This is a genomic window from Actinacidiphila sp. DG2A-62, from assembly GCF_035825295.1.
In the GTDB taxonomy this organism is placed as follows: Bacteria; Actinomycetota; Actinomycetes; order Streptomycetales; family Streptomycetaceae; genus Actinacidiphila.
The window spans coordinates 3,324,624-3,337,292 of the sequence record NZ_JAYMGI010000002.1 but is presented as its reverse complement, the minus strand read 5'-3'; the positions used below and the strand labels follow the sequence as shown (position 1 = coordinate 3,337,292).

The following is a 12,669-nucleotide window of genomic DNA, read 5'->3' as shown; positions in this document are numbered from 1 at the left end:
GCGGCGGCGCGCACGCCTCGCACGGGGTTCCGTGCGCACTGTCGTCGGCAACGAAGTGCCGTGGGACAACGAAGCGCCGTGGGACAACGAAGCGCCCGCAGCCGGGAGTCGTCCCGGCCGCGGGCGCTTCGTCCGTACGGCGCCGGGCCGTTGGGCGGCCGCGGGCCTGCGGCGGCCGGCGCGCCGGACCGTCCCCCGGCGCCGGCCGTCAGCGAGGGGCGGCCGGTGCGCCGGGCCGTCCGCCCCGGAGCCGGCCGTCAGCGCGCGAGCGGTGTGAAGCCGCGCAGCCGCAGGCTGTTGGCGACGACGAAGACGGACGAGAAGGCCATCGCCGCGCCCGCGATCATCGGGTCGAGCAGGCCCGCCGCGGCCAGCGGAATCGCGGCGACGTTGTAGGCGAACGCCCAGAAGAGGTTCGCCTTGATCGTGCCGAGCGTGCGCCGGGCCAGCCGGATGGCGTCCGCCGCGTCCCGCAGGTCGCCGCGCACCAGCGTGAGGTCGCCCGCCTCGATGGCCGCGTCCGCGCCGGCCCCCATCGCCAGGCCCAGGTCGGCCGCTGCGAGCGCCGCCGCGTCGTTGACCCCGTCGCCGACCATCGCCACGACCCGCCCGCGCGCCTGCAACTCCCGTACCACCGCGACCTTCTCCTCCGGCAGCACCTCGGCGTGCACGTCCTGCGGCGCGATGCCGACCTCGTCGGCGACGGCGGCGGCCACCGCGGCGTTGTCGCCGGTGAGCAGCACCGGCCGCAACCCCAGGGCGCGCAGCCGCCGTACGGCCTCGGCGCTGGTGTCCTTCACCGCGTCGGCGACCACCAGGACCGCGCGGGCCGCGCCGTCCCAGCCGACCGCGACGGCCGTGCCGCCGCGCGCCTCGGCCGCCGCCTTCGCCTCGGCCAGGTCCTCGGGCAGCGGCATCCCGGCCTCGCGCAGCAGCCGTTCGCGGCCGGCGAGCACCACGTGGCCGTCGACCGTGCCGCGCACGCCGAGCCCGGGGACGGCGGTGAAGTCCGCGCCGACCGGCGGGAGTTCGCGGGGGCTGCCGGGACTGCCGGGGTCGTCGGGGCTCCCGGCGGTCCCGGAGAGGCCGAGGCGCTGCGCCGCGGCGTCGGCGACGGCGCGGGCGATCGGATGCTCGGAGGCGTGCTCCAGCGCTCCGGCCAGCCGCAGGACGTCGTCCTCGGCGGCCCGGAGCGCCCGGGCGTCGTGGGCTGTGGCGGGGGCTGCGGCGTGGCCTGTGGCGTGGGCTGTGGCGTGGGCTGCGGCAGGAGCGTCGAGCGCTGCCGCGCCTGCCGCGCCTGCCGTCGCGTGGGCCGGGAGCAGGATCTCGGTGAGGGACATGACGCCCGTGGTGACCGTGCCGGTCTTGTCCAGCACGACCGTGTCGACCGCCCGCGTGGACTCCAGCACCTCGGGCCCCTTGATGAGGATGCCGAGTTGGGCGCCCCGGCCGGTGCCGACCATGAGCGCGGTCGGCGTCGCGAGCCCGAGCGCGCACGGGCAGGCGATGATCAGCACCGCGACCGCCGCGCTGAACGCCGCGCTCGCCCCTTGGCCCAGCGCCAGCCAGACGCCGAGCGTGCCCAGCGCGATCGCGATGACCGCCGGCACGAACACCGCCGAGACACGGTCGGCGAGCCGCTGCGCCGCGGCCTTGCCGTTCTGCGCGTCCTCCACCAGCCGGGCGATCCGGGCCAGTTGGGTGTCGGCGCCGACCCGCAGCGCCTCGACCACGATCCGGCCGCCCGCGTTGACCGTCGCGCCGGTGACCTGCGAGCCGGGCCCGACCTCCACCGGCGCCGACTCCCCGGTCAGCAGCGACGCGTCGACCGCGGAGCCGCCCTCGCGCACCACCCCGTCGGTGGCGATCTTCTCCCCGGGCCGTACGACGAACCGGTCGCCGACCGCCAACTGCCCGACCGGCACCCGCACTTCCCGCCCGTCCGGGCCGAGCACGGCGACGTCCTTGGCGCCCAGTTCCAGGAGCGCCCGCAGCGCCGCCCCGGCCCGCCGCTTGGCGCGCGCCTCCGCGTACCGCCCGGCCAGGATGAAGGCGGTGACGCCCGCCGCCGCCTCCAGGTAGATGTCGCCGCCGGCGTCCCCGCGCGAGACTGCGAGGGAGAACGGGTGCTTCATCCCCGGCATGCCGGCGGTCCCGAAGAACAGCGCCCACACCGACCAGCCGTAGGCGGCGAGCGTGCCCACCGAGATCAGCGTGTCCATCGTCGCCGCTCCGTGCCGCGCGTTCTTCCACGCCGCGCGGTGGAACGGCCATGCCGCGTACGCCACCACGGGCGAGGCGAGCGTCAGCGACAGCCACTGCCAGTCGGTGAACTGCAGGGCCGGGACCATCGACATCGCGACGACCGGCACGGCGAGCACGACGGCGGTGAGCAATCGCCGGCGCAGCGAGAGGAGTTCGGCCGCGGTGTCGGCACCGGCCGCGGCCGCGCCGGGAGTGGTGCCGGCGGTCGCGTGCGCGGCGGGAGACGGCGCGGGCGGGGGAGGGGGTGCGGGCAGCGCGGCGGTGTAGCCGGTGGCCTCGACGGTCGCGATGAGGTCGCGCACCGCCGTGCCCTCGCCGAAGGACACCCGCGCCTTCTCCGTCGCGTAGTTGACGGTCGCGGTCACGCCCTCCATGCGGTTGAGCTTCTTCTCGACCCGGGCCGCGCACGACGCGCACGTCATGCCGCCGATCAGCAACTCGACCCGGTCCGCCCGCTGTTCGGCGTCCTGTCCGCTGCGTATCGTCATCGTCCCTCCACTCGCTCGCGTGCCGTCCCGTTCCTCCCGCTGCCGTTCCCGGGCGTGTCCCGCGTGCCTGCCCGCGGCGTCGCGCGCCGGCGCCGAGGCGGGGCGGGCCCGGCGGCCCGGATCAGGCCGGGCCGACCAGCTCGTAGCCCGCCTCGTCCACGGCCGCGCGCACCGCGGCCTCGTCGAGCGGCTGCTCGGAGGCGACGGTCACCAGTCCGCTCTTCGCGACGGCGGTCACCGAGGTCACCCCCGGGATCGCGGTCACCTCACGGCTCACGGCGGCCTCGCAGTGGCCGCAGCTCATGCCGGCAACGGAGTAGACGGCCTCGGTCATGGTGGCTCTCCTCGACTCGGTCGGTCCTGTCCTGCGCGGACCACGCTGCACGAAGGGGCGGCTTCCCCTTCCCTCACCTTCAACCCTATACCCCTAGGGGGTATTCCGGTCGGCCCGGGTGGAGGTGTCCCGCGTCACGCCCCCGCGGGCGGGAGCGCGGGGCACGGGCGCAGGTGGCGCGGCAGCGGAGGGTGAGAGCGCGCGCGGCGGCGGCGCGGGCCGGTCGGCCGGCACGGAGGAGCGCGCCGGGTGCGGGCCGCGGCGTGCGGGCTGTGCGGGGACGCGGTGCGGCGGGGGCGCGGTGCGGCGGGGGCGCGGTACGGCGGGGCGCCGGTCGGCGGGGGTGCGGGATCGCCGCTTCCGGGACGCGCGGCGGAGCGGGCGACGCTGGCGCGCGGCGGCCGTACGGGACGCCGGGTGGGCTCCCTCGGGGCCGTCAGCCGTCAGCCGTCAGCCGTCAGCGGTCAGCCGTCAGCGGTCGGCGATCAGCGTCAGTCGTCCGCGGCGAGCCGGTCGAGCAGGCCGGCCGCCAGCCGCAGCACCTCGCGCTCGGTCTCGTTCAGCTCCGCCTCCATGCGTGCGCGCAGCCACGCGTCGCGGTGGTCGACGTCGCGGCTCAGCGCCTCGAACCCGCTCTGCGTCAGCTCCACCCGCTGCTGCCGCCCGTCCGCCGCGTCCCGCACCCGGGTCACCAGCCCGTCCTGCTCCAGCGCGGCGAGCGTGCGGGTGAGCGACTGCGGCTGCACGTGCAGCGCCGCCGCGATCGCCCCGGGCGAGCCGGGGCCCTCCCGGTACAGATGCGCGAGCGTGCCCAGCCGCCCGCTGGGCAGTCCGCCAGGCGGCCGCTCGGCACGCATCCGGCGGCCGAGCCGATTGACCGCTCGTCGGATCGTCGCCGCGGGGTCGGTGGGTGGGGGAGGAAACATGGCTGCCATTTCCTAAGTAAGGCGTACTATCTGAGAGATGCTGACCGCATCATCAAGGGTGACTGTGCGACCGTTGAGCCGATAGTCATACGCAAGGCGTACGAGTGACCGCGCGATACGACAAGCGAACCGCGCGGTGTGACACGCATCTGTGCCGTGACGAGTGACGCGACGGGTGACGCGAGAGGCGTCGTGACCACTGACGCGGCCGGCGCCGCGGCCCATGACGCGACGAGGGACGGGGAGGGCGCGACCGTGACCGTGGCCGACACGGCGACCGCGACGACCGGGGGCGACGGTGACCGTACGGGTGGCCGGCGGACGACGAGCAGCCGGTGGGTGCGTGCGACGATCCGACTGCGACTGCTCGACCCCGGACGAGTGACCCTGCACATCGCCGTCCGTACGATCATCGCCGCGCTGACGGCGCTGCTGGTCACCGACGCGGTGTGCCGATACGCCGATCTGCCCGGCGGCATGGTGGTCGTCGCGACCGTCGTCGCCGTCCTCGTCTCGCGCTCGCTGCACGCCACCACCCTCGCCCATCGCCTCACCGCACTGGTCTACGTCCCCGTGATCGGCGTCGCCGCCGCGTTCATCGGGCGCTTCATGCTGCACCACACCTGGCTCGGCGCGGCGCTCTTCGTGTCCGCGGTCTGGGCCTCCCGCTACCTGGTGCGCTTCGGCGGCCGGACCCGCCGCCTGGGCCGGCTCGCCCTCACCCCCCTGATCGCGGTCCTGGTGACGCCCATCCCGCCCACCGCGGCCAAGGCCACCGGCCCGCTCTGGGGCGGCGTCGCGGGCCTGATCGCGGTCGCTTCCGTCCTGGCCGTCCAGACCGCGCTGCCCACCCGCCCCACCCGCGAGGCCGCAGCCGCCGCCCGCGACTTCCTCCACGTCGCCACCCATCACCCGACCCCGCGAGCCCTCCACCACATCGCCCTGACCCTCGACACCCGCCTCACCGCCGCCACCCCAACCCCCCACGCCCAACCCCCCAAAGGGACGCGAAAAAACGCGCACCCAGCCCCAACGAACCCGCCAGCCGGCCACGGCCAGCCCGGGGCACCCGAGCGCCCCGCAGGGGCGCGGGGAACTGCGCGCCCAGCCCCAACGAACCCGCCAGCCGGCCACGGCCAGCCCGGGGCACCCGAGCGCCCCGCAGGGGCGCGGGGAACTGCGCGCCCAGCCCCAACGAACCCGTCAGCCGGTCACGGCGAGCCCGGGGCAGCCCGGACCCCGCACCCCCCAGCGAATCCGGCAGCCGGTCACGTCGAGCCCGGGGCAGCCCGAACCCCGCAACCCCCCACGCCCCCGGCGACCGGGCAGAGCGAAACCGACGCAGCCGGAAGCCTTCGCGCGACCTCCGGCGCAACCGGAGCAACCTCCCACGCCACAGCGGCCAGCGCCACAGCGGCCAGCGACCTCGCCGAGGCCGTCCTCAGAGCCGAAGTCCTCGCCGCGGACCCGGCAACCACCCCCGCCGCGCTGACCACCGCCCTCGCGTCCGTCCGCGAGCACGCGGAGGCCGTCCGTCGGACACCCTCGCGGGAGCGCCCCGCCCCCGAGCCCCCGCCCGCCCCGCGCGGGCGCCCACCCGGCGGCCCGGCCCTGCAACCGCAGACCCGCCTGTCGGCGCAGCTCGCCGCCGCGATGGCCGCCGCGTTCGCCCTCGGGCACGTGCTGTTCCCGCACCGCTGGAGCTGGCCGGTGATCACCGCGTTCGTGGTGTGCAGCGCCGCCCGAGGCTGCGGCGACGTGGTGCACCGCAGTGGCCTGCGCATCGCCGGCGCCTTCGTCGGCGCGCTCACCGGCACCCTGGTGGCGCACGCCGTCGCCGGACACGACACCGCCGCCGTCGCGATCATCCTGTCGTACCTTCTGGTCGGCCTCTGGCTGCGCGACGTCACCTACGCCACCTGGGCGTTCTGCGTCACCAGCCTGCTCGCCGTGCTCTACGGCCTCGACGGCGAAAGCGGCTCCGCGCTGCTGCTCCAACGGCCCGAAGGCATCCTCGTCGGCTCGGCCTGCGGCATCGCCGCCGCGTACTTCGTGCTGCCGCTGCGCACCGAGACCGTGCTGCGCGCCCGGACCGGCCGCGCCCTGGCCGCGTTGCAGGACCTGCTCGGCGCGGCGCGGGCCGACCAGCCCGACCCGGCCGAGCTGCGCGGCCGCACCCGCCGCCTCGACCACGCGGTCCGCGACCTCGCCACGGCCGCCGCCCCGGCCCGCGCCCACCGCGCCCTGCTCCACCACCCCCTCCTGCGCCGCGCCGCCAGCAGCCGCCGCCCCCGCCTCGCGTCCCGCCGCGTTCCCGTCCTCCGCACACCCTCCCTCCGCATCCCCTTCCGGCGGCCCGACGACGTACCCCCGCCGGGCCCGCCCGTGACAACGCCTCCGCCGGGGGCCTGGCCTCCGGCGGACCCTCCCCGCGCCGCGCACGCCGCCGACTGGGCCGACGCGCTCGCGGCGTGCGCCCAGGCAGCGCGCGTACTGGCCGCCGCGGCGCCCGCCGAACTCGCCGCCCTCCGCCGCCACCTCGGCCTGACCGCCCGCAACCTCGGCCACGTACGCCGCAGGCTCGGCCGCCGGCCGGACGCCGAGCCGCCCCGCCCGCTGCCCGCGGGAAGCCCCGCCCACCTGCTCCGGCTCAACGCCGTCCTCGCCCGCCTCTACGACCAACTGCCCGCACCTGTCACCACCTCTCCCGCACCACCACCGCCGGTCGCGCCCGCCCCCGAACCCGCCACCGGCTGACCCGGACCCCGCCGTCCGCCCCGCCGCGTCCGCCGTCCGCCCCTGCTGCCCGCGCCGGCCCGGCACGAGCACCTGCTGAGATCTTCCGCACTCCTGCCGCCCCCGCCGCCGCACCCCGCGCGCGTGGACCTACCCTGGGAGCCGTCGGCGCGTACCCGTACCGGGACGCGACCAAGTGATCAGCAGGAGGGCCGCACCGTGCTGCGCACCATGTTCAAGTCCAAGATCCACCGGGCCACCGTGACCCAGGCGGATCTGCACTACGTGGGTTCCGTGACCGTCGACGCCGCCCTCATGGACGCCGCCGACCTGCTGCCGGGCGAACTCGTGCACATCGTGGACATCACCAACGGCGCGCGCCTGGAGACGTACGTCATCGAAGGCGAGCGCGGCTCCGGCGTCATCGGCATCAACGGCGCCGCCGCCCACCTCGTCCACCCCGGCGACCTGGTCATCCTGATCAGCTACGCGCAGGTCGACGACGCGGAGGCCCGCAGCCTGCGCCCGGCGGTCGTCCACGTCGACGCCGCCAACCGCATCACCGCACTCGGTGACGACGCCGCAGAGCCGGCCCGGGCACCGACACCGTCCGGCCCCCGCACGCCGTCGCCCACGCCTGAACGAGGCGCCGGAACGACCGCGTCGGCAGAACCCACGGGGCACCGGGACGACCCACGCGGAGACGCCGTCCCGGAAGCGCACCGTCCGGAAGCGCACCGCCCGCGAGAACGACGAAGGCCGCGCCCGACGAGGGCGCGGCCTTCACGTCATGCGCCCTTTCAGGCAGCCCGCACCACCGCCGCGCCCGTCACCGGGCCGGAACCCGACCCGGTGACAGGGCGTATCTCCACGCGGACGCCACGTGCCGCAGCGGTCCACTGCGCACGCAGCCGTGCCAGCTCGGACAGCTCCTCGGCCGTCCACTGCCGGTCGCCGTGCTCCTGCACGTATGCGCGCAGAGCGGCGTTCGCCTGATCGAGTTCTCCCCCAAACATGTGAACCACCCTAAACGGCGGCACTGACAATCCCGAATCCGTTTCGCACGGCGCGTGCCCGCTCCGCCACCGCCGGGCACCGCCCGCCGCCTGCCCCGACTCGCGTCCGAACGGCGATTGTCCGACCCGGCTGCCATGCTGAGTGTGAGGGAGGACACAGCGTATAAATCAGGCGGTCCTTACATTTCGCACCCCCCCGTACGGAGGACGGCACCATGCTCACCACCGACTACGTCCCCGGCGCGCCCGACTGGATCGACCTGGGCAGCCGGGACACCGCCGCCGCCGCGGCGTTCTACAAGGAGCTGTTCGGCTGGGAGTGGGTCTCCGCGGGCCCGGACGCCGGCGGATACGGCCTCTTCCAGCTCGCCGGCCAGACCGTCGCCGCCCTCGGCCCGCTCCAGGACGACGGCGCCAGGCCGGCCTGGACCGTGTACTTCCACACCGCGGACGCCGACGCGACCGGCGAGACCGTCGAGCAGGCCGGCGGCGGCGTCCGCTTCCCGGCGATGGACGTCTTCGACCAGGGCCGCTTGGCCGGCTTCACGGACCCGGCGGGCGCCGAGTTCGCGGTCTGGCAGCCCGGCGCCAACAAGGGCCTGGACCGGGTCGGCCCCGGCGCCCTGTGCTGGACCGAGCTCTACACGACCGACGCCGCCCAGGCGAAGGCGTTCTACCGCACGGTCTTCGGCTGGGACTACGAGGACATGCCGCTGCCCGACGGCGGCGCGTACACCGTGGTCTCCTGCGCCGGCGGCGGCCAGGAGGGCTCGCACGGCGGCATCATGCAACTGGCCGCCGACCGGCTCCCGGACGGCGCCTCCTACTGGCAGCCATACTTCGCCGTCGCCGACTGCGACGCGGTGGCCGCCGCCTGCCAGGCGCACGGCGGCAGCACCCTCATGCCGCCCACCGACATGGCCGGCGTCGGCCGCATCGCGCTGCTCCGCGACCCCGAGGGCGCGTTCTTCGCACTGCTGCGCCCGGAGGAGTCCATGGCCTGACCCCGCGCCATCGCACCCCCTCGGCCCGCGCCCCCGCGCCCCCTCGGTCCGCGCCGGCGGAGGCCACGCCCGGGCCCGCCCCGTCCGCGTCCAGCGCCCGCCTTCGGGCCCACGGCGCGGACCTACGCCCCGTCCGCGTCGCCGTGTTCCGCGTCCGGCCAGGCGGCCAGCCGCCGCGCGCTCTCCCACCGCATCGCATGCCCGGTCAGCGGGTCGGTGAACTCCAGCACCCGGGCGAGCAGTTGCAGCGGGCTCGTCCAGTCGTCCGCGGCGGCCTGCGGCAGCAGCTCCGGATAGACCGGATCGCCCAGCAGCGGCAGCCCGAGCGCGTTCATGTGGACGCGCAGCTGGTGAGTGCGCCCGGTCGTGGGCAGCAGCCGGTAGCGTCCGAGGCCGCCGCGGTGCTCCAGCAGTTCGACGCGGCTCTCGGCGTTCGGCGGCCCGGCCTCCTCGCGGGCCGGGATGACACCGCGCTCCTTGACGATCCGGCTGCGCACCGTGCGCGGCAGCTCCACCCGCGGGTCGTAGGCTGCGACCGCCTCGTACTCCTTGCGCACCCTGCGGTCCCGGAACAGCGTCTGGTACGCCCCGCGGTCCCGCGGTCGCACCACGAACAGCACGAGGCCCGCGGTCAGCCGGTCCAGCCGGTGCGCCGCCGACAGCTCCGGCAGTCCCAGGTCGCGGCGCAGCCGGGCCAGCGCGGTCTCGGTGACGTGGCCCCCGCGCGGGACGGTGGCCAGGAAGTGCGGCTTGTCGGCGACGACGATCCGCTCGTCGCGGTGCACGATCGTGACGGGGAACGGCACCGGCTGCTCGGCCGCCAGGTCCCGGTGGTACCACACCCAGCCGCCGCCCTCGTACGGCGTCGCGGCCGACACCGGCCCGCGCACGCCGACGAACCGCCCGCCGGCCAGCATCGCGTCGATCCGCGCCGCGCCCCCACCCGCGTCGTAGCGCTCGTGCAGAAACTGCGCCACGGTGCTCCAGCGCCCGTCGCCCGGAAGCCGTACCCGTACCGGATCGACGCCCTCGCGCTGCGCCAGCGGCGCGGGAGGGGGCCTGCGCCTGGGCCTGCGCGCCACCGTGTCCGCCGCCTTTCGATCAGCCCCGAGCCACCGCGCCCCGCCGCGCTCCCGGCCTCTGTCCGGCCTCTGCTTTGGGGCTCTGCCCGGCGGCGCACCGCCGGCAGCGGCGCCGAGCGGCGTCCGGCGGATCTGTCTGTGTGCCCCAGGCAGGATTCGAACCTGCGACACCGGCTTTAGGAGAGCGGGTAGTCGATCGGGGCCGTGACCTGCCCTTCTGCTCGCTGGGTCGAGGCCGGTTCACTTCCCCGTGGTTCGCCGCTGTTCCCCGTAGCTCCCCGCCCGACCTGGCGCGGTTGTGGCACGGCTCCGAAACCTTCGTCACCCACCTTAACCACCACCTTCCCCAGCTTCCATCCCGTCTGCCGTCGGCCCGCACTCCTGTGGAGCGGGCGTGGTTCCTGGCGTCCAGATGGAGCGCGCCACTGTACGAACGATCTGGACGCCAGGGGCCGCGTCTGCTCGGCTTGCCCGGGTCGATGGCAGATGGGATGGGAGCTCCCGCCGGCACTACGACGATCGCGCAGACGCTGTCGGCGATGGTCCATCTCGGAGCCGGAGCGCCCCCGCCGGAGGCATGTCGTGACCCCCGTTGTGGGCTGTCGGGTTCTCGCTCATGCCCTGGGCCTCCCCCCTCGCGGGCGCGCGCGGTGCCGGCCGGGCCGAGCGGGGCGGAGACAGGAGCGACGGCGCGGCCGAGCGCCGGACGCGCGCCCGGCGGAGCGGCAGCGACGCCGGGTGCCTTGATGAGGTAGGGAAACCTGTAACCGTCTCAGTCGGCAGGCCAGACGTAGCACACGGCGGGGATCTGCTGCCCGGCCCCGAAGTGGTGCGTGACCTCGCCGATGTGCTGCCAGCCGAGACGTTCGTACAGGCGGATTGCGGCGGCGTCCTTGGTCATCACGTCGAGTACGAGTCGGAGGGAACTCTCCTGGGCGTAGCCCATGGCTGCGCGCATCAGGCGTTCCCCGGTGCCGTACTGGCGCGCTTCACGGACCACAAAGAGTCGCGCCAGAACCCCGATCCGCTCTACTGCCTCCCCGCTCTTCTCTCGCCACAGGCTGACCGCCCCCTCATCGTGCGGTTGCATCACCGCTACGTGGCCGACGATCTTCCCTTCCCTCTCCGCCACCCATGCGCCCATGATGCCGGTGGGGCGAACCCACGCCTCGGGCTTCTCCACGCCTTCGACCGGGTAACCGTCCGTCGCGTGAACCTCGACCAACGCTGTGGCTGCTCCTGGGATGTCCGCGTCGGTGATCGGTCGGACAACGATCTTGGTCACTGAGCCTCCGCTGGTCACTGCTCGACGGGAAGTTCGTACAGGAGACCGGTTAGGTCGGCGCGATGGACGTAGCGGGTCACCTCGAAGGGCTCCCCGTTCTGGTCAAGGCTGGTGTGCAGCACTTCCAGCACCGGGACGCCGGGAAGAAGGTCGAGAACTGACGCTTCGTCAGGTGTGGGCATGCGCGCGCTGATCTCGTCGCGTACTCGGGTCATCACGTGGCCCAGCTCTTCGAGGCGTCCGTAGATCCCGTTGGGGCCGGACTTCTTCTCCATGAGAAGCGTGCCCTGCGCCTCCTCCCACCGGAGGTAGGTGGAGACGATCTGCACCGGCTCGTCATCGGCGAAGTAGTGGTTTTCGCGGTGCACCACGCTGGCGTCATCGCCGGCCACCTTGAGGCGCTCGGCGACATCGGCCGGCGGCACCTCGCGCGCGATGCTCGGCACCTCGATCCGGGCGGTCTTCCCCTGGCGCTGGGTCTCCAGCCGGAACGGCGTGAGTCCGGTCTCCCGGTTCTTGATCGAGTAGCGGTCACTGCCGAACCGGAACAGCCGCTGAGGCTCCCGGACGAACACGCCCCGCCCGTGCTTCGCGGTCACCAATCCCTGCTCGGCAAGGATGCGGATCGCCTCGCGCGCGGTGTTCCGCGCTGCCCCGTGCTGCTCCGCGAGCACGCGTTCCGAGGGCAGCTTGTCGCCGGCCGCCAGCTCCCCCGCTCGATCTGGGCTCGGAGTTCATCGGCGATGCGTCGGCTCGGCGGCTGCTGGGGGAGGGGGCGGGCGGGGTCATGACCTCAGCATACAGGTGGCTCAAGCCAGTTGCTTGACATGGGTTCGCGGACGTGTTCAACTGGCTTAAGCCAGTAAGTGGCTCAAGCCAGTTGGGGGCAGCGTCCCACCGCCAAGCAGTCGCCGCCCCCGGTCCCATCAGAGGGAGCTTTCATCATGCCTGCTTCTGCTGTGCTCGCGCCGGTGGTCGCCTTACCTGCTACTCGCCCCAAGCTGGTTCGGCTGGTGCGCGGTGGTCGGGCGTGCCCGGTGTGCGCCTGTCGGAGCTGCGCGAATACCGCTGCGTGTGCTGTCGACTTCGCCAATCGGTCGTGGGTGAGCTGCCCCGACTGTGGCGGTTCGGGCTTCGACACGAGCGGCTTCGACATCTGGTGCCCGGTGTGTGTCGGCTCTGGTGCCGTCGAGGTATGACCTGCTCCCTGCCGGTCGGCGCGACCGTCTCCGCGTCATTCCCGTCATGACTGGTCCACAAGGAGGACTCATGTTCCGCAGGCGCAGTGAAGAGGAGATTGCGCATCAGGCCAGGGTCAAGCAGTACGGCGGCTGCCCGCCGTGCCAGAACTGCGAGGGCTCCGGCGAGGTGAACGACGCGGGCTGCGACCCGTGCTGGTCCACCGGGATCGAGCCCGGTCCGAGCGTCCCGCCCCGCAGCGTCTTCTTGGCCAACAAGCGCAAGAAGTGATCCATCCGGCCCCCGGGGCGGCCTCTACCGCCAAGTATCCGCCGCCCCGGGTGCCTCGCTCCA

General features: G+C 74.6%; 10 protein-coding genes and 1 pseudogene. 4 read left to right on the top strand and 7 right to left on the bottom strand.

The window, feature by feature from the left end; translation table 11 throughout:
• Positions 1-257 precede the first annotated feature (257 nt).
• The 3 genes from VSR01_RS14590 to VSR01_RS14580 all read right to left on the bottom strand — a co-directional run bounded on the left by VSR01_RS14590 (position 258) and on the right by VSR01_RS14580 (position 4,013).
• Positions 258-2,753, bottom strand: a complete 2,496-nt coding sequence (locus VSR01_RS14590; protein WP_326449638.1) for a heavy metal translocating P-type ATPase — start codon at positions 2,751-2,753, stop codon at positions 258-260.
• 121 nt (positions 2,754-2,874) lie between these two features.
• Positions 2,875-3,087: a heavy-metal-associated domain-containing protein gene (locus tag VSR01_RS14585; protein ID WP_326449637.1), complete on the bottom strand. Its 213-nt coding sequence runs from the start codon at positions 3,085-3,087 to the stop codon at positions 2,875-2,877.
• A 491-nt stretch (positions 3,088-3,578) separates the two neighbouring features.
• Entirely contained in the window at positions 3,579-4,013 is a 435-nt protein-coding gene (locus VSR01_RS14580) for a MarR family winged helix-turn-helix transcriptional regulator (protein ID WP_326449636.1), read from the bottom strand.
• Positions 4,014-4,205: 192 nt separating this feature from the next.
• Between VSR01_RS14580 and VSR01_RS14575 the strand changes: the two genes are divergently transcribed.
• Entirely contained in the window at positions 4,206-6,770 is a 2,565-nt protein-coding gene (locus VSR01_RS14575; protein ID WP_326449635.1) for an FUSC family protein, read from the top strand.
• Between the two features lie 198 nt (positions 6,771-6,968).
• Positions 6,969-7,390 (top strand): annotated as a pseudogene (panD, locus tag VSR01_RS14570) (aspartate 1-decarboxylase).
• 159 nt (positions 7,391-7,549) lie between these two features.
• On the opposite strand, the gene VSR01_RS14565 reads toward panD, so the two are convergent.
• Positions 7,550-7,765 (bottom strand): hypothetical protein, encoded by a 216-nt coding sequence (locus VSR01_RS14565; RefSeq protein ID WP_326449634.1) that lies wholly within the window; start codon positions 7,763-7,765, stop codon positions 7,550-7,552.
• A 215-nt stretch (positions 7,766-7,980) separates the two neighbouring features.
• On the opposite strand from VSR01_RS14565, the gene VSR01_RS14560 reads away from it, so the two are divergent.
• Entirely contained in the window at positions 7,981-8,769 is a 789-nt protein-coding gene (locus VSR01_RS14560) for a VOC family protein (RefSeq protein ID WP_326449633.1), read from the top strand.
• A 122-nt stretch (positions 8,770-8,891) separates the two neighbouring features.
• On the opposite strand, the gene VSR01_RS14555 is transcribed toward VSR01_RS14560, so the two are convergent.
• The 3 genes from VSR01_RS14555 to VSR01_RS14545 all read right to left on the bottom strand — a co-directional run bounded on the left by VSR01_RS14555 (position 8,892) and on the right by VSR01_RS14545 (position 11,810).
• Positions 8,892-9,851, bottom strand: a complete 960-nt coding sequence (locus VSR01_RS14555; RefSeq protein ID WP_326449632.1) for a pseudouridine synthase — start codon at positions 9,849-9,851, stop codon at positions 8,892-8,894.
• A gap of 772 nt (positions 9,852-10,623) precedes the next feature.
• A complete protein-coding gene (locus VSR01_RS14550) occupies positions 10,624-11,136 on the bottom strand; it encodes a GNAT family N-acetyltransferase (protein ID WP_326449631.1) in 513 nt (170 codons plus the stop codon).
• A gap of 14 nt (positions 11,137-11,150) precedes the next feature.
• Positions 11,151-11,810: a GntR family transcriptional regulator gene (locus VSR01_RS14545; protein ID WP_326449630.1), complete on the bottom strand. Its 660-nt coding sequence runs from the start codon at positions 11,808-11,810 to the stop codon at positions 11,151-11,153.
• A gap of 595 nt (positions 11,811-12,405) precedes the next feature.
• Here VSR01_RS14545 and VSR01_RS14540 point away from each other — a divergent pair.
• Positions 12,406-12,606 carry a hypothetical protein gene (locus VSR01_RS14540; protein WP_326449629.1) on the top strand — a complete coding sequence of 67 codons (201 nt, stop codon included), beginning with the start codon at positions 12,406-12,408 and terminating at the stop codon, positions 12,604-12,606.
• Positions 12,607-12,669 lie beyond the last annotated feature (63 nt).